Genomic DNA, 15505 nt, shown 5'->3' on the forward strand with positions numbered 1-15505 from the left:
TGTCTCCTATGGATGTGGTGTGGGGTGCGGTGCGAAGGGGTGGAGCGGAAGCGGGCGGGGCGTCAGCCCCGTGATCCCTGACGCGAGTCGTGCCAGTGCAGGGCGCGGTTCTCGATCGCCGTGATGATGAGCAGAAGGAGCGAGCCCATCAGCGCGAGGCAGACGATCGCGGCGTAGACCACGGCAAGTCGATTGTTCGACGAGGCGACGCTGATGACCGTGCCGAGGCCCTCCGCCGCGCCGGGGGCCGCGAGCTCGGCCACGACGGCGCCGATGATCGAGAGCGGGAAGACGATGCGCAGCGCGTTGAACAGGTAGGGGAGGGCGCTCGGCATGCGCACGTGCCAGAGGGTTTCGAGCCGCGACGCATGGAGGGTCGTGAAGACCTGCAGTACCGCCGGGGAGACCGAGCGGAGCCCCGTCGAGACTCCGATGAGGATCGGGAAGAAGCAGATCAGGGCGGTGACGATGAGCTTGGGCTCCGGCCCGAATCCGAAGGCCACGACCAGCGCGGGGGCGATGGCGACGAGCGGAGTCACGTTGAGCACGACGGCGACGGGCATGATCGCCCTGCGCGCCAGGGGCAGCTCGGAGACGAGGATGGCCAGCACGTAGGCCACCACGAAGCCGATGACGAGTCCGATCAGGGCGACCTGCAGGGTGGCCCACGCGTTCTGCAGGTAGAAGAGGGGGTTTCCGGCCAGAGCCTCGCCCACGGCCGACAGCGGTGGCAGCAGGTAGGGGCTGTCCTTCGCGACGACGGTCCACACGATTCCGAGCCCCACCAGCAGCACGAGAACGGGGGCCCAGTATGCGGGCTTGAGGAACTGCAGGCGCGACGCGCGCGTTCCGGCGCCGGTCGTCTTCACGGGCAGGGCGACTACCGGGGCAGAGACGGCGGGGTCGATGCCGTCGGCGGCCGTCCCGTTCGCGCCGGGGGTGTCATGGGTCGTCATCGTGGATGTCACCGGGGCCTCCTAGGCGGCGCTCGTGATCGGACCCTCGTGCCACGCCGACTGCAGGTGGTCGCGGATGAGGTCTTCGAAGTGATGGAATTCGGGGGTCTTGAGCATGTCCTGGCTGCGCGGCCGCTCGAGAGTGATGTCGACCGAGGCCGTGATGCGGCCCGGCCGGGCAGACATCACGAGCACGGTGTCGCTCAGACGAACGGCCTCGGTGACCGAGTGCGTGACGAAGACCACTGTCGACTTCTGCTCGTCCCAGATGTCGAGCAACTGGCCCTGGATGGCCTCGCGGGTGAACTCGTCGAGGGCCGAGAAGGGCTCGTCCATCAGCAGCACGTCGGGCTGCAGGCCGAATGCGCGCACGATGGCGGTCCTCTGCTGCATGCCGCCGCTCAACTGAGCCGGCAGCTTGTGCACGGCGTCGCCGAGCCCGACCGCGGTGAGCAGCGCGCTCATGTCGGGAGCCTCCTTCTCGACGTGCCCGCCGATGCGCTTGCGTCGGCGCTCGGAGCCTCGATTGACCTTGGCCGGGAGGCTGACGTTCTGGAGGACGTCGAGCCAGGGGAGCAGGGCGGGAGCCTGCGGTACGAGACCGATCATCTTGGCCGCGCACGCGGCATCCGGGCTCACGCCGAACACGCTGGCCGTGCCGGCGTCGGGCGTCTCGAGGCCGGCGATCAGCCGGAGCAGCGTGGACTTGCCGCAGCCGGACGGCCCGATGATGCTGACGAATCGGCCTCGTTCGATCTCGACGTCGACGTTGTTCAGGGCCACCTGCTGAGTGGCGCCCGATCCGTAGATCTTCACCGCGCCCTGGATCGAGATCGAGTCGGGGCGTGCAGCGGCGGGAGTATTCACCGTGGTCATTGCGGTCAGACCACCTTCCTGAATTCGCGGTTCTGGTAGACGAGGGGATCGCGTGCGGTGCGCAGCACGTCGGTGACGGCGACGATGATCATGAGGTGATCGCCGACCGTCCAGCGCTCATGCACGCGGCCGACGATGGATGCCTGGGCACCCGTCACGACGGGGACATGGTCGAAATCCTCATGCAGGGTGACGGCGGCGAACTTGTCGACTCCCTTGGTCGCGAAGTGCCGGGCGATGTCGCCCTGGCCGTCGGCGAGGATGTTCACGGCGACCTGGTCGGTCTCGGCGAACGCAGGGTAGCTCTCGGCGGTCTCCGCGAGGAAGACGGCGACGAGGGGCGGCGTGACCGAGACGTTCGTGAAGCTGTTGGCCGTGAAGCCGTGCGCCGTTCCCTCGACACTCGTGGTGACGAGGGTGACCGAGGTCGCCATGCCGGCCAGAGCCCGCCGCAGTTCTGCGGGGTCGAAGGTCGAGGCCGGCACTGTCGTGATGGTCTGGGAGTCGGTCATGCCGCCACCCCGCTCGCCGAGAGGAGGGCGCGTCGTGCGTCGATCCACGAGTCGAAGAGAGCATCCCTGGCCTCGGGGTCTGCGGCCGTCGCGTCGGGCAGGAACAGTCCGCCGCCCGGGCTGATGGCCCCGAGCTCGTCGAGCAACGGCTGCAGGTGGGTCGACCCGGCGAGGGAGTGCTGCGGTGAGGCGGCGATGGTCAACGGAATCGTGCGGGTCGCGGACAGGGCGTCAGGAGCGTAGCCGTCGAGGAACGCCTTGAGCAGTCCCGTGTACGAGCCCTTGTAGACGGGGGTGGCGACCACCAGGACACGGGCTGTCGAGAGTGCGCGTCGACGGTCGACCAGCTCGGGGTCGGCGTAGTCGAGCGCCCGACCGCCGTAGTTCGCGAGGTCGATCGGCGCGGAGACCTCGGCTCCGATGGCCTCGGCGACTTTCTCGACCAGCGCGACCGCAGCGGCGAAGGTCTTGGAGAGCGGTCGGGGGTTTCCGACGACTCCGGTGACGGTGAATGACAACGTGCCTCCCAGGCTCTGGTTGTGCCGACGCGGACGTCGGCCAGATGAATGGAGAGCGAGCGGGTGAAGTGCCGATGAGGCAGATGGCCCGCGGAGGTCCGTGAGAATCACAGTAGGGCGATCGTGTTTCGCACCGGGTCGCCACACGTTACGCGCGTGTAAATTCGGCGGGTTCGTCAGACCAGCTGTTCGACGGGGTGGCCTGGTCGGTAGACGACGATGCCGACTCCGAGGTCGCGCGCCGCGGTGCTGGGCCACGAGGCGGCGGAGAAGAACCGTGCCAGCGGCTCCGAGATGCACAGCACGGCTCGAGGGTTCGTCGAGAGCGCCGAGCGCAGCCAGACCAGTTTGAGCATGTCGGCCATTGCCTTGTTCCGGTGATGGGACTTGGGCTGGCCCGAGGTGGGAACGAGCTGCACGAGAACCGTCTCTGCCTGATCGATGCCCTCGACTTCGACCCGGATGCCGCCTGCCAGGCTCAGGGTGCGCGGCTCGAGGCTCGTGCCCAGCCAGTCTCCGACAGCCCGGAGCATCGCGTGCTCGACGGACTCGGCCTGCATGCGGCCGGTCTCGCCGATATGGGGCCTGTCGGTCATGCGTCGGAGTGTAGGCGACCGGTGTTTCGCCCACGTTTCCCGGTTCGGCCGCCTGAACGCATCGTGCGGGAATGCTCTGGCGCATCCGGAGCGTTAGGAGTAAAGTTGAGTCAGCAAGACTCAAGTTTTCAGGGCGTCCCACGAGACTCGCCCCACGAGAAGAAGGACACACAATGCAGGCAGGGCAGGCCCCCGCTCAAGAGGACGCCAAGAGCGCCCTCGAACTGTACGGCGTCAACCTCACCGAGATCGCCGCGAGCGGCAAGCTCGACCCGGTGATCGGGCGCGACGCCGAGATCCGTCGAGTCAGCCAGGTGCTGACCCGGCGCACCAAGAACAACCCCGTGCTCATCGGCGAGCCCGGCGTCGGCAAGACCGCCGTCGTCGAGGGGCTCGCCCAGCGCATCGTCGCGGGCGACGTCGCGGATTCGCTCAAGGGCAAGCAGCTCATCTCGCTCGACCTCGCGGCCCTCGTCGCGGGCGCGAAGTACCGTGGCGAGTTCGAGGAGCGCCTGAAGGCGGTGCTCAAGGAGATCAACGACGCCGACGGGCAGATCATCACGTTCATCGACGAGCTGCACACCCTCATGGGTGCGGGCGCCGGCGAGGGCAGCGTGGCGGCATCCAACATGCTCAAGCCCATGCTCGCCCGGGGCGAGCTGCGCATGATCGGCGCCACCACGCTCGACGAGTACCGCGAGTACATCGAGAAGGACAAGGCGATGGAGCGTCGCTTCCAGCAGGTGCTGGTGGGCGAGCCGAGCGTCGAAGACACGATCGCCATTCTGCGCGGGCTAAAGGAGCGCTACGAGGCGCACCACAAGGTGTCGATCGCCGACTCCGCCCTCGTCGCGGCCGCCGCGCTGTCGAATCGCTACATCCCGGGCCGGCAGCTGCCCGACAAGGCCATCGACCTGATCGACGAGGCAGCATCCCGTTTGCGCATGGAGATCGACTCCGCCCCCGTCGAGATCGACGAGCTGCGCCGCAGTGTCGACCGTCTGAAGCTCGAAGAGCTCGCCCTGAAGAAGGAGAAGGACGACGCGTCGAAGCAGCGGCTCGAGAAGCTGCGCGAAGACCTCAAGACCCGCGGGGCCGCCCTCAAGGAGCTTCAGGACAGGTGGGAGAGGGAGCGCGCCAGCCTCAACCGCGTCGGTGAGCTCAAGGAGAAGCTCGACGCCGCACGCATGAAGGCCGAGCGCGCCCAGCGCGAGGGCAAGCTCGAGCAGGCCTCCAAGCTGCTCTACGCCGAGATCCCCGTGCTCGAACGCGAGCTCGCGGCGGCCGAGGCCGTCGAGCAGGAGGGCCCGCTCATGGTCAACGACCAGGTCACCAGCGACGACATCGCGAGCGTGATCGCCGCCTGGACGGGCATTCCCGTCGACCGGCTCACCCAGGGCCAGACCGAGCGGCTGCTCGGCCTCGAGGGCGAGCTGGGCAAGAGGCTCATCGGCCAGAAGCGCGCCGTCGTGGCCGTGTCGGAGTCGATCCGGCGCTCGCGGGCCGGCATCGCCGACCCGGATCGGCCGACCGGATCGTTCATGTTCCTCGGCCCGACCGGCGTCGGAAAGACCGAGCTCGCCAAGGCGCTCGCCGACTTCCTGTTCGACGACGAGAAGGCCCTCATCCGCATCGACATGTCGGAGTACGGCGAGAAGCACTCCGTGGCGCGCCTGCTCGGTGCCCCTCCCGGATACATCGGCTACGAGCAGGGCGGCCAGCTCACCGAGGCCGTTCGCCGTCGTCCGTACTCGGTCGTGCTGCTCGACGAGGTCGAGAAGGCGCACCCCGAGGTCTTCGACGTTCTGCTGCAGGTGCTCGACGATGGTCGACTCACCGACGGACAGGGTCGCACGGTCGACTTCCGCAACACGATCCTCATCCTCACGTCGAACCTCGGGTCGCAGTACCTCGTCGACGGCTCGCTGACCACCGAGCAGAAAGAGGAGGCGGTGCAGGCCCTGGTACGCCAGGCCTTCAAGCCCGAGTTCGTGAACCGGCTCGACGACATCGTCGTGTTCCAGGCGCTCACCCGCGAAGACCTGGCGCAGATCGTGTCGCTCTACGTCGATCGGCTGGCTCGCCGCATCGGCGACCGCCGGCTCGAGCTGGCCGTCACACCGGATGCCCGTGCCTGGCTGGCCGAGAAGGGCTACGACCCGATCTACGGGGCGCGCCCGCTGCGTCGCCTCATGCAGCACGAGATCGACGACCGCCTCGCGACGGAGATCCTGCGCGGAACCGTGCGCGACGGCGACACCGTGCGAGTCGACCTCGACGACGACGGCGAAGGGCTCACGGTCACTGCGGAGGGCAACAACGCCTAGCGCCTCGCCCATCGTTTCGGCCGTGTAAAAAAGGGGGCCACCCGCCGTCGGGTGGCCCCCTTTCGGGTCTAGGCTCTCTTTCTGCGAGTCAGAAGACGTCGACCGAAACGAGGCATTCCATGACGAAGTCAGAGCCGTCCGTGAACCCGTCCGACACGCCCACGCCCCGAGACAGGCGCCTCGCCGCCGCTCGCAACCGCGAAGAGCTCGGCGACGAGCTCACGAGCGTGCAGGACTTCTCGCACGAGCAGGAGGGCTACCACAAGACCCTCAAGCCCAGGCAGCTGCAGATGATCGCCATCGGCGGGGCCATCGGAACGGGGCTCTTCCTCGGCGCCGGAGGGCGGCTCGCGTCGGCCGGCCCCTCGCTCGTGATCGTCTACGCGATCTGCGGCTTCTTCGCCTTCCTTATCTTGCGGGCCCTCGGCGAACTCGTGCTGCACCGCCCCTCCTCGGGGTCGTTCATCTCGTACGCTCGCGAGTTCTTCGGCGAGAAGATGGCCTTCGTGGCCGGGTGGATGTACTTCCTCAACTGGGCCATGACCGCCATCGTCGACGTCACCGCGGTCGCCCTGTACGTGAAGTTCTGGTCGGCGTTCACCGACGTTCCGCAGTGGCTGCTCGCGCTCATCGCCCTCGCGATCGTGCTGAGCCTCAACCTCGTCTCGGTGAAGGTGTTTGGCGAGATGGAGTTCTGGTTCGCGATCATCAAGGTCGTCGCCCTGGTCGCGTTCCTCATCATCGGTGCGGTCTTCCTCGCCTTCTCCTTCCCCACGGATGTCGGCAACGGCGAGACAGGGATCTCGCTGCTCGTCGACAACGGCGGCTTCTTCCCCGCCGGCCTCGTGCCGACCGTGCTGGTGGTTCAGGGCGTGGTGTTCGCCTACGCTGCCATCGAGCTCGTCGGCACGGCGGCGGGCGAGACGGCCGATCCGAAGAAGATCATGCCCCGCGCGGTCAACACCGTCGTCATCCGCATCGCCGTGTTCTACGTGGGTTCGGTTCTGCTGCTGTCGCTGCTGCTGCCGTACACCGCCTACAAGGCGGGCGAGAGCCCCTTCGTCACGTTCTTCTCGAGCATCGGCAGTCCCGAGGTCGGGGCCATCGCCGGCAACATCATGAACTTCGTCGTTCTCACGGCGGCCCTGTCGAGCCTGAACGCCGGGCTCTACTCGACCGGTCGCATCCTGCGTTCGATGTCGGTGGCCGGAGCTGCGCCGAAGTTCACCGGGCGCATGAACGCCTCGGGGGTGCCGTACGGCGGCATCCTGCTCACCGCTGCCATCACCCTGCTGGGGGTGGGCCTCAACGCGATCGTGCCCGAGCAGGCGTTCGAGATCGTGCTCAACGTGTCGGCGCTCGGAATCATCAGCGGCTGGGGCACGATCATCCTGTGTCAGATGCGGCTGCAGAAGTGGGCGAAGGAGGGCCGGCTGGAGCGCCCGTCGTTCCGCCTGTTCGGGGCGCCGTTCACCTCGTGGCTCACGCTCGCGTTCCTTGCGACAGTGCTCGTGCTCATGGCCATCGACTTCCCGGTCGGAACGATCACGATCTCGTCGCTCGTCGTGATCATTCCGCTGCTGATCATCGGCTGGTACGCCAGCCGCGACCGCATCCAGGCCATCGCGGCCGCGCGCGAAGGCCACACCGGGCCGTTCCCGGTGGTGGCGGAGCGCCCCGGGATCGACCGCACGAAGGAGTAGCTTTCGTTCCCTGAGCTTGTCGAAGGGCATCCCTTCGACGAGCTCAGGGAACGGGTGGCTACTCGTTGACGAGAACGATCTCGTCGAGGGGGAAGCGCTCGCGGGGAGCCTTCTCGCGGGCGATCGCGCCCTCTTCGCCGAGCGCCTCGGGAGCGTCGATCGTTCCGAGCGCGGTCACGGTGAGGGCGGTGAGGTTCTCGGGAATCGAGAACGCCTCGCGCAGCCCCTCGGCGACGATGCCGCTCATCTGGTGCACGTGCAGGCCCTCGTGGTGCGCCTGCACCGACATGTGGGCCACGGCCTGGCCGAGGTCGTAGGCTGCCATCGGGCGCGGCTTGCCGTCGAGGTCGGTGGTCTCGGCGATGTTCACGATGAGCGCGGCGGCGTTGGGGGTCCAGGCCTGGTTGAAGCCCATGAGGTTCGACACGATCGTGTCGAACGCGGCGGTTCCGCGGCGGGCGACGATGAAGCGCCACGGCTGCGTGTTGGCGGCCGACGGCGACCAGCGGCCGGCCTCGAGAACGGATGCGAGAGCCTGCTCGTCGATCGCGACGGTCGGGTCGTAGGAGCGGGGGCTCCAGCGAGCCGCGAGCACCTCGAGGATCGGAGCGCTGGTCTCGTCGGCGCGGGTCACGGTGGTGGTCGTGGTGAGGGTCATGAGGGGGTTCCTTACGGTGTGATTCTTCGCACCCTCCTCAGGCGGCGGATGCGCGGGCCCGGCATCCATTGCCTAGCTATGCAAACGCACGGGTCTCCCCACTATTCCCGATCGAGCAGCTCCCGCAGGCGCCCCGCGAATGCGTCGACGTCGGCCTCGGTCGTGTCGAAGGCGCACATCCAGCGCACCTCGCCGGTCGACGGGTCCCAGTCGTAGAAGCGGAAGCTCTCGCGCAGCCGGTCTGCCACGGCCGGCGAGACGATGGCGAACACCGCGTTCGACTGCGTGGGCTGAGTGATCGTCACGCCATCCAGCCCCTCGACGGCCTGCCGCAGCCGCTGCGCCATGGCATTGGCCTGCGTGGCGCTGCGCATCCAGAGGTCGCCGTCGAGCAGCGCGACGAGCTGGGCCGAGACGAAGCGCATCTTGCTGGAGAGCTGCATGTTCAGCTTGCGCAGGTACGTGAGGCCCTCGGATGCGGCGGGGTCGAGCACCACGACCGCCTCGCCGAACATGAGCCCGTTCTTCGTGCCGCCGAACGAGAGCACGTCGACTCCGGCGTCGGAGGTGAAGGCGCGGAGCGGAACCCCGAGGTAGGCGGCGGCGTTCGAGATGCGAGCGCCGTCCATGTGGAGTGTCATGCCGCGGGCGTGCACGTGGTCGGCGATCGCTCGAACCTCGTCGGGCGTGTACGCCGTGCCGAGCTCGGTGGTCTGCGTGATCGACACGGCGAGCGGCTGCGCGCGGTGCTCGTCGCCCCATCCCCAGGCCTCGCGGTCGATGAGTTCGGGCGTGAGCTTGCCATCCGGTGTCGGAACGGTGAGCAGCTTGAGGCCCGCGACCCGCTCGGGGGCCGCGTTCTCGTCGGTGTGGATGTGCGCGGTCTGCGTGCAGATCACGGCACCCCAGCGCGGAAGCATCGACTGCAGGCTCAGAACGTTGGCGCCGGTGCCGTTGAACACCGGGAACGCCTCGACGCCGTCGCCGAAGTGCTCGGCCATCACGTGCTGCAGTCGGGCCGTGTAGAGGTCTTCCCCGTACGCGATCTGATGGCCGCCGTTGGCCGCGGCGACGGCGGCGAGCACCTCGGGGTGCACGCCGGCGTAGTTGTCGGAGGCGAACCCCCTGTAGTCGAGATCGTGCAGGCGCAGGGGAGTGGCGGTGTCAGTCGAAGGGGTCACCCTTCCAGTCTCCCGCACCGCCCGCGCACGGGCGTTGCGTTCGGCGCGTCTTTATTGTCGCGGGCCGCGCCGCAACTCAGGATAAGTCGAGGGGTCGAGGGCGAAAAGGGCCGTTCTGCGCGACATCTCCTGCGTTGGAGCAGGCTGCCGGCGCAAGGGGGTCGAGCGCATCCCGGGGAGGGGACTAACGTGGCCGACTCCACACCAACCGAGAGGACACGATGGCCACCGGCGAGAGCTCCGACGACACCACCCGCAGCGCTGAGAACGAGCCGGAGAGCTGGTCTCCGATGCCGAAGGCGGTGCTGTTCGACATCGACGGAACCCTCGTCGACTCCAACTACCTGCATGTGGATGCCTGGAGCCGGGCCTTCGAGAAGATCGGTCACCCCGTCGCGGCATGGCGCATCCATCGCTCGATCGGACTCGACAGCGATCGACTGGTCGAGACCCTGCTCGGCGACGACGCCGACGAGCTCGGAAGCCGCTCGAAGCAGCTGCACACCGATCTCTACGGAGAGATGTACGACCGGCTGATTCCTCTTCCCGGAGCCGTCGAGCTGCTCCACGCGCTCGCGGACAAGGGAATCCGGGTCGTGCTCGCGACCAGCGCGCCCGAGGACGAACTCCACGTTCTCACGGGGGTGCTCGACTCCGACGACGCCCTGCACGCGACGACGTCGTCTGACGACGTCGACACCGCGAAGCCCGAGCCCGACATCGTGAACGTGGCGCTCGAGCGGGCCGGGGTGCAGGCATCCGAGGCGCTGTTCGTAGGCGACGCCGTGTGGGACATGGTGGCAGCACAGCGTGCGGGCGTGCGGTCGATCGGCGTGCGCACCGGCGGGTTCGGCGCCGACGAACTGACGGATGCCGGTGCGACGCGGGTGTTCGACGACACCGCGGCGATCCTTGAAGGCTTTGCTAGCCGGCAGTAGCAACCAGCGCCGCCATCACACCCCACCTAGCCGTGAACGTCTCGCCCTGCGCGAGCCAGGTCGTGCCGAAGCCCGTGTTCAGCGAGTTGACAGCGGCCGTCTGCGGCTCGATGGCGACGGCAAGGATGCGATCTCCGTTCTGGTCGGTGAAGCGCCGGGTCGTGAGCAGCACGATGTGTCCGAACGACGCATCCGCCCAGACCTCGACATAGCGACCGTCGGGTGCGGTGAGTCGGGTCAAGTGACGGCCGTCGACGAGCTCCTGGTCGGTGAAGCAGTGGTCGAGAACGACTTCGCCGACGCGGCCACCCTCGCGCAGGTCGAAGTCGCCGGTCACGGGCTCGGCGGCCTCCGGCAGCATGCGCTCGTCGTTCGGGTACACGGTCGCCGCCGAGTTGCGCAGCATCAGCTCCGCGGTGGGAACGTCTGCGACGCGATAGTACGCGTGCGAGCCGACGGCCACCGGGGCCTCGAGCACGCCGAGGTTCGTGAAGGAGTGCGTCGTCTCGAGGCCGTCGGGTGTTATGGCGTAGCGCACGCTCGTCTCGACGACGAAGGGATAGCCGGGATTCGCGAAGATCGTCGCCGCCAGGGTGATGGAGGTCTCGTCGTGCTCGGCCACCGCATATGGGCTCGACATGAGCAGGCCGTGCGATGCGTTGCCGAAGTCGGTGTCGGTGATGCTGAGCTGCTGCGGTTCGCCCCGGTAGTTCCAGCGTCCACCGTCGATGCGGTTTGGCCACGGTGACATCACGATCCCCGCTCCGAGAGACGGCGGGGCATCTTCCGGGTAGCGCTGCACGATGTCGACTCCGTCGACCGTCAGTGCTCGGAGAGACGCTCCCACCTGGGTAAGGGTCCCAGCCATCCGTCCAAAACGGGTGTCGCCCGCGATCTCGTACTGGGCACCGGTCGGTAGCGTCGCTGCGGGGCTCGTATCGATCATGCTGTCTTCTCCGTCGTCTCTGCCGAATCTCTTGTCTCTGTCGGGTCTCTTTTCGCGGGGGCATCGCTCAGCTCGATGATCAGCTGAGCACGCTCGTGGTGCCTCTCGATGTCCTCGCCGTTGCGGGCATCCACCCCCGTCGACTTGGCGAGTGCCTCGTCGCGGTTCATGCCGAAACGCTGGTGCCGCTCGACGAGCCTGCGAAGCCGCGTGGCGGCATCCAGCTCGAGGTACCAGACCTCGTCGAGCAGCTGTCGCGATCTGCTCCACAGGGATTCGGGGGAGAGCAGATAGTTGCCCTCGACGATCACCACCTGGGTCTCGGGCGACACGGGGATGCTCGCGGCGACGGGATCGTGCAGATCACGCGAATAGGCGGGCGCGAACACGGTGTTCTCATCGCGTCTGCGCAGGCGCGTTATCAGGTCGGCGAATCCGGCTGCGTCGAAGGTCTCGATCGCTCCGCGTCGGGCGGCGAGTCCACGCTGCTCGAGCGCCTCTCGCGCCAGATGGAAGCCGTCGAGCGGCACGACTGTCGCGAATGACGGGCCGTGGTTCGACCGCAGGTGCTCGACGAGGCGAGTCGCGAGCGTCGACTTGCCGGCCGCGGGAGCGCCCGCGAGGCCGACGAGCACACGCCCGCCCACGCCGTTCGCTGCGCCGGGAAAGTTCCGGACCAGCAGGCCCAGAATCCTCGTCTGCGCTCCGTCGAGAACGCGCTGTTCGTCACCGCGCAAAACCTCGGGGTGGGCGTCGTCGTTCACAACAAACGCAGAATCGCCTCGGCGCGCGAGGCGGTGGCCTCGATCACCTCTGCATTGCGCTGATCGCTGCCGAGTGCCCAAAGCTCTGCTTCTTCGTGCGACTTGCCGTAAGCCTCATGCCGCTTGACCAGTCGCTCGTGCCGCACGGCCTCAACCGGCGCGAGGAACCAGACCTGGTCGATCGCGGCCCGGGCCTGCGGCCACGCTCCGCTCTCGAGCAGGAGATAGTTGCCCTCCGTGACGATGAGCGGGGTGTCGGGGTGAACCGGGATGGATGAGCCGATGGGCTCTTCGATCTCGCGGCGAAAGCGCGGCGCGTAGACGATCGCATCGTCACCGGCGAGGTTCGACTGCTGCTGGCCGCGGATGCGGGTCATCAGGCTGGCGTAGCCTGCGGCGTCGAACGTGTCGTGGGCGCCTTTGCGGTCTCGGCGGCCGAGCGCGAGCAGCACCTCGTTGGCGAGATGGAAACCATCCATCGGCACGAGCGCCGCCAGATCAGGGCCGAGCGCATCGACGACTTGCTCCGCGACGGTCGATTTGCCCGCGCCGGGTGCTCCCGTGAAGCCGAGGATGTGCCGTTCGCCCGGCACGGCCAGAGCACGCGCACGGTCGAACAGCTCCTCAAGAGAGAGTTCCTGCACGGTCAGATCGATCACGGGGTCATCTCCAGGGGGTTCAGTTCTGCGAGGTTCTCGAGCCACGCCCGCGGGCCCACGATGGAGCAGCGCAGGGCCGCGACGCGGGCTGCCGCGCGGATTCGGTCGGGAAGCCCGAGCGAGTCGAGTGTCGAATAATAAGCGTAGGCGCCGTGGAACACATCGCCCGCGCCGAGGGTATCGGCCGCGGTGATGGCTGGCACGGTGACAGAGCCGGATGCGCCGTCGCGCCACCAGAGCACGTCGCCGTCGCCGTGGGTCGTCACCACGGTGTCGACGCCGGCGGCCACGAGTTCGGCCGCCGTTCCGTGCGAGTCCGACGAGCCCGGCATGCGGAAATCGTCGGAGCAGACCATGTCATCCGCCTGGGTCATGAGTTCGGCCATGACCGTTTTCCATCGGCCGGCGTCAACGACCACCCGCATGCCGCGAGCCCGGGCAGCCGTCGCGAAAGTCGTGGCGACGAGCGGGTGGTGCCCGTCGATCATAACGACGTCGGCGCCGTCGAGCACCGCCTCGGCATCGGAGGGCGCGTCGACCACGAGCGAGGCCGCGTCTGCACCGATCACCGATCGTTCTCCGGTCGCGATGGTCACGGCTACGGCCGACACCGGTGCAGGAACAGATGAGCCGGGCGTCACGTCGACGACCTCGACCCCGTGGTCCTCGAGCTCGGATGCGATCAGTCGTGCGATCGCAGACTGCCCGAGTGCCGTGACGAGCACTGCCCGGCCGCCGAGTCCGGCGAATGCGATGGCCGCGTTGGCCGCCGGTCCGCCGGCGGCCACGAACTGCTCACGTGCGGTGATCTTCTGGTTGGCTGCCGGCCCCGCGTCGACTCGATTGATGACGTCGAGCGTGGCGAGCCCGACGAAGACTCCGCGGGGGCGTTCAGGCACCGCCGGCCCGTTCCTCGTCGGTCGGCCTCTCTGCGCCGGTCATCAGAGCGACGACCTCCGACATGGTGCGCTGCTTCGGGTCGATCACGCCGGCTCGCTGGCCGAGGCGATGAACGTGGATGCGATCGGCCACCTCGAACACGTGCGGCATGTCGTGGCTGATGAGCACCACCGGAATTCCTCGGTCGCGAATCGAGCGGATCAGGTCGATGACCTGTCCCGACTCCTTCACCCCGAGGGCCGCGGTCGGTTCGTCCATGATGATCACGCCTCGCCCGAAAGCGGCGGCACGCACCACGGCAACTCCCTGCCGCTGTCCGCCCGAGAGCGTCTCGACCGCCTGGGTCACGGATTTGATTCCGATCTTGAGATCGGCGAGGTGATCGCTCGATTCGGCGCGCATCCGGGGCATATCGAGCCGACGGAACACGGTTCCCATGATTCCCTTGCGGCGCACCTCGCGCCCGAGGAACACGTTCGAGGCGATGTCGAGCGCGGGAATAACGGCAAGATCTTGATAGACCGTCTCGATGCCGTGGCTGCGGGCATCGCGGGTGTTCCGGAACGAGACCTTCTCGCCGTTCATGAAAATCTCCCCGGCATCCGGCACGAGTGCGCCGGCGAGGGCCTTGATGAGGCTCGACTTGCCGGCGCCGTTGTCGCCGACGACGGCGAGCACCTCGCCGGGCCTCAGAGAGAAGTCGGCTCCGTTGATGGCGGTGACGCTGCCATACCTCTTGACGAGCCCGTGGGCTTCGAGGGCAGGCGCGACGGACGGGGCCGCCGTGACAGCGTCGGGTGGGGTGACGGGTGAGTCAGTCATAGTGACCTCCGGCGTGCGAACTGGTCGACCGTGACGGCGACGATGACAAGGATCCCGGTTGCAATGTTCTGGTACAGGCTGTCGACGCCTGCCTGGGTGAGCCCGTTGCGCAGCACACCGACGATGAGCGTACCGATGAGGGTTCCGATGACACCGCCGCGTCCTCCGAAGAGGCTTGTTCCGCCGATGACCACCGCAGTGATCGTCTCGAGGTTGGCGTTCTGGTAGGCGTTCGGGTCGGCATTGGGGATGCGCCCGAGTGCGGCCCAGGCGCCGATCGCCGCGATGACGCCCGCGACGATGTAGACCGAGAACAGGTTGCGCTCGCTCTTGATGCCCGAGAGCTTCGATGCGGTGATGTTGCCGCCCACCGCGTAGACGTGCTTGCCCCACGCGGTCTGCGACAGTGCGTACCAGACAACCGCGTACACGAGCAGCATGGCGACGACGCCGTACGTGGTCGAGAACGCCCCGACCCTGAACGAGGTTCCGAGGAAGGTCAGCGGACCGTTCGGAACCTGGTAGGTCTGCGAGCCGGCGAGAAGCCGGGTCGCTGCCTGGATGGCCGTGAAGGTTCCGAGGGTGACGATGAAGGGTGGCAGCCGCAGCGCCGTCACGAGACCGCCATTCAGGGCCCCCAGCACGACGCACACGCCGAAGGTGGCGAAAAGCGCCACGAATGGGCCGTTGGCGCCGGCCGTCTGGGCCATGACGATGGTGCCCAGCACGGCGACCGCGCCGATCGACAGATCGATGCCGGAGGTGAGGATGATCAGCGTCTGGCCGACGGCGAGGATGCCGACGACGACCGACTGCTGAAGGATCAGCGACACGTTGGTCGGGTTGAGGAAGGTGTCGGAGATCACGCTGAAGATGATGATCGCCAGCACGAGGGCGACGAGCGGGCCCAGAAGGGGCTCGCGCAGGATTCTGCTGAGAACCGGGTGCGATCTGCCCCGGCTGTTCACATCGACGGCCGATGTGGACATGGTTGGTGTGGACATGAGCTCCTCCAGTGGTGGGGGGGGGGGGGGGGGGGGGGGGGGGGGGCCCCCCCCCCGGCCGGCGGCCCGCGGGGGGGGGGGGCGGGGGGGGGGGGGGCGCGCGGGCGGGGCGCCGCCCCCCCCGCCCCCCCCCCCCCCCCGGCGG

Annotated in this window: 16 protein-coding genes; 3 read left to right on the forward strand and 13 right to left on the reverse strand. The window is 67.9% G+C overall.

The annotated features are described in order from the left end of the window. Window positions 1–62: 62 nt before the first annotated feature. From QCD70_RS16995 to QCD70_RS17015, 5 genes are all read right to left on the reverse strand, one after another. A complete protein-coding gene (locus tag QCD70_RS16995) occupies window positions 63–968 on the reverse strand; it encodes an ABC transporter permease (RefSeq protein ID WP_301218491.1) in 906 nt (301 codons plus the stop codon). A 9-nt stretch (window positions 969–977) separates the two neighbouring features. Then, on the reverse strand, window positions 978–1832 hold the full coding sequence (locus QCD70_RS17000; protein ID WP_301218493.1) for an ABC transporter ATP-binding protein: 855 nt from the start codon (window positions 1830–1832) through the stop codon (window positions 978–980). A 5-nt stretch (window positions 1833–1837) separates the two neighbouring features. After that, complete coding sequence (locus tag QCD70_RS17005; RefSeq protein WP_301218495.1) at window positions 1838–2344, reverse strand: flavin reductase family protein; 507 nt, start codon at window positions 2342–2344, stop codon at window positions 1838–1840. Then, a complete protein-coding gene (locus tag QCD70_RS17010; RefSeq protein ID WP_301218497.1) occupies window positions 2341–2862 on the reverse strand; it encodes an NADPH-dependent FMN reductase in 522 nt (173 codons plus the stop codon). Before QCD70_RS17010 ends, QCD70_RS17005 begins: the two co-directional genes overlap by 4 nt. A gap of 176 nt (window positions 2863–3038) precedes the next feature. Beyond that, window positions 3039–3458 (reverse strand): hypothetical protein, encoded by a 420-nt coding sequence (locus tag QCD70_RS17015; RefSeq protein WP_301218499.1) that lies wholly within the window; start codon window positions 3456–3458, stop codon window positions 3039–3041. A gap of 173 nt (window positions 3459–3631) precedes the next feature. Between QCD70_RS17015 and QCD70_RS17020 the strand changes: the two genes are divergently transcribed. Beyond that, the gene (locus QCD70_RS17020; RefSeq protein ID WP_301218501.1) at window positions 3632–5785 is read left to right on the forward strand and encodes an ATP-dependent Clp protease ATP-binding subunit; all 2154 of its coding nucleotides are present in this window, start codon (window positions 3632–3634) and stop codon (window positions 5783–5785) included. 119 nt (window positions 5786–5904) lie between these two features. Continuing rightward, on the forward strand, window positions 5905–7488 hold the full coding sequence (locus QCD70_RS17025; protein ID WP_301218503.1) for an amino acid permease: 1584 nt from the start codon (window positions 5905–5907) through the stop codon (window positions 7486–7488). 58 nt (window positions 7489–7546) lie between these two features. Here QCD70_RS17025 and QCD70_RS17030 read toward each other — a convergent pair whose 3' ends face one another. After that, entirely contained in the window at window positions 7547–8146 is a 600-nt protein-coding gene (locus QCD70_RS17030) for a nitroreductase family protein (RefSeq protein ID WP_301218505.1), read from the reverse strand. Between the two features lie 101 nt (window positions 8147–8247). Continuing rightward, a complete protein-coding gene (locus tag QCD70_RS17035; RefSeq protein ID WP_301218507.1) occupies window positions 8248–9327 on the reverse strand; it encodes a threonine aldolase family protein in 1080 nt (359 codons plus the stop codon). 221 nt (window positions 9328–9548) lie between these two features. Here QCD70_RS17035 and QCD70_RS17040 point away from each other — a divergent pair, with 221 nt between their 5' ends. Then, window positions 9549–10265, forward strand: a complete 717-nt coding sequence (locus QCD70_RS17040) for an HAD family hydrolase (RefSeq protein ID WP_301218509.1) — start codon at window positions 9549–9551, stop codon at window positions 10263–10265. Here QCD70_RS17040 and QCD70_RS17045 read toward each other — a convergent pair. From QCD70_RS17045 to QCD70_RS17070, 6 genes are read right to left on the reverse strand one after another with little or no spacing between them, the layout of a single operon-like run. Continuing rightward, entirely contained in the window at window positions 10252–11211 is a 960-nt protein-coding gene (locus QCD70_RS17045; protein ID WP_301218511.1) for an aldose epimerase family protein, read from the reverse strand. The genes QCD70_RS17040 and QCD70_RS17045 overlap by 14 nt on opposite strands. Further along, entirely contained in the window at window positions 11208–11975 is a 768-nt protein-coding gene (locus QCD70_RS17050) for a nucleoside/nucleotide kinase family protein (protein WP_301218513.1), read from the reverse strand. The genes QCD70_RS17045 and QCD70_RS17050 overlap by 4 nt, the downstream gene beginning before the upstream one ends. Continuing rightward, entirely contained in the window at window positions 11972–12634 is a 663-nt protein-coding gene (locus QCD70_RS17055) for a nucleoside/nucleotide kinase family protein (RefSeq protein ID WP_301218515.1), read from the reverse strand. Before QCD70_RS17055 ends, QCD70_RS17050 begins: the two co-directional genes overlap by 4 nt. Next, window positions 12631–13533, reverse strand: a complete 903-nt coding sequence (locus QCD70_RS17060) for a PfkB family carbohydrate kinase (protein WP_301218517.1) — start codon at window positions 13531–13533, stop codon at window positions 12631–12633. Before QCD70_RS17060 ends, QCD70_RS17055 begins: the two co-directional genes overlap by 4 nt. Continuing rightward, on the reverse strand, window positions 13526–14356 hold the full coding sequence (locus QCD70_RS17065; protein WP_301218519.1) for an ATP-binding cassette domain-containing protein: 831 nt from the start codon (window positions 14354–14356) through the stop codon (window positions 13526–13528). Before QCD70_RS17065 ends, QCD70_RS17060 begins: the two co-directional genes overlap by 8 nt. Continuing rightward, on the reverse strand, window positions 14353–15360 hold the full coding sequence (locus tag QCD70_RS17070; protein ID WP_301218521.1) for an ABC transporter permease: 1008 nt from the start codon (window positions 15358–15360) through the stop codon (window positions 14353–14355). The genes QCD70_RS17065 and QCD70_RS17070 overlap by 4 nt, the downstream gene beginning before the upstream one ends. Window positions 15361–15505 lie beyond the last annotated feature (145 nt).

The organism is Agreia sp. PsM10, from assembly GCF_030433855.1.
GTDB lineage: Bacteria > Actinomycetota > Actinomycetes > Actinomycetales > Microbacteriaceae > Agreia.

Coding starts and splice junctions, on each gene's coding strand:
- QCD70_RS17000 (WP_301218493.1), bottom strand. CDS start 1,832: ATGACCACGGTGAATACTCCCGCCGCTGCACGCCCCGACTCGATCTCG.
- QCD70_RS17005 (WP_301218495.1), bottom strand. CDS start 2,344: ATGACCGACTCCCAGACCATCACGACAGTGCCGGCCTCGACCTTCGAC.
- QCD70_RS17015 (WP_301218499.1), bottom strand. CDS start 3,458: ATGACCGACAGGCCCCATATCGGCGAGACCGGCCGCATGCAGGCCGAG.
- QCD70_RS17020 (WP_301218501.1), top strand. CDS start 3,632: ATGCAGGCAGGGCAGGCCCCCGCTCAAGAGGACGCCAAGAGCGCCCTC.
- QCD70_RS17025 (WP_301218503.1), top strand. CDS start 5,905: ATGACGAAGTCAGAGCCGTCCGTGAACCCGTCCGACACGCCCACGCCC.
- QCD70_RS17030 (WP_301218505.1), bottom strand. CDS start 8,146: ATGACCCTCACCACGACCACCACCGTGACCCGCGCCGACGAGACCAGC.
- QCD70_RS17040 (WP_301218509.1), top strand. CDS start 9,549: ATGGCCACCGGCGAGAGCTCCGACGACACCACCCGCAGCGCTGAGAAC.
- QCD70_RS17045 (WP_301218511.1), bottom strand. CDS start 11,211: ATGATCGATACGAGCCCCGCAGCGACGCTACCGACCGGTGCCCAGTAC.
- QCD70_RS17065 (WP_301218519.1), bottom strand. CDS start 14,356: ATGACTGACTCACCCGTCACCCCACCCGACGCTGTCACGGCGGCCCCG.
- QCD70_RS17070 (WP_301218521.1), bottom strand. CDS start 15,360: ATGTCCACACCAACCATGTCCACATCGGCCGTCGATGTGAACAGCCGG.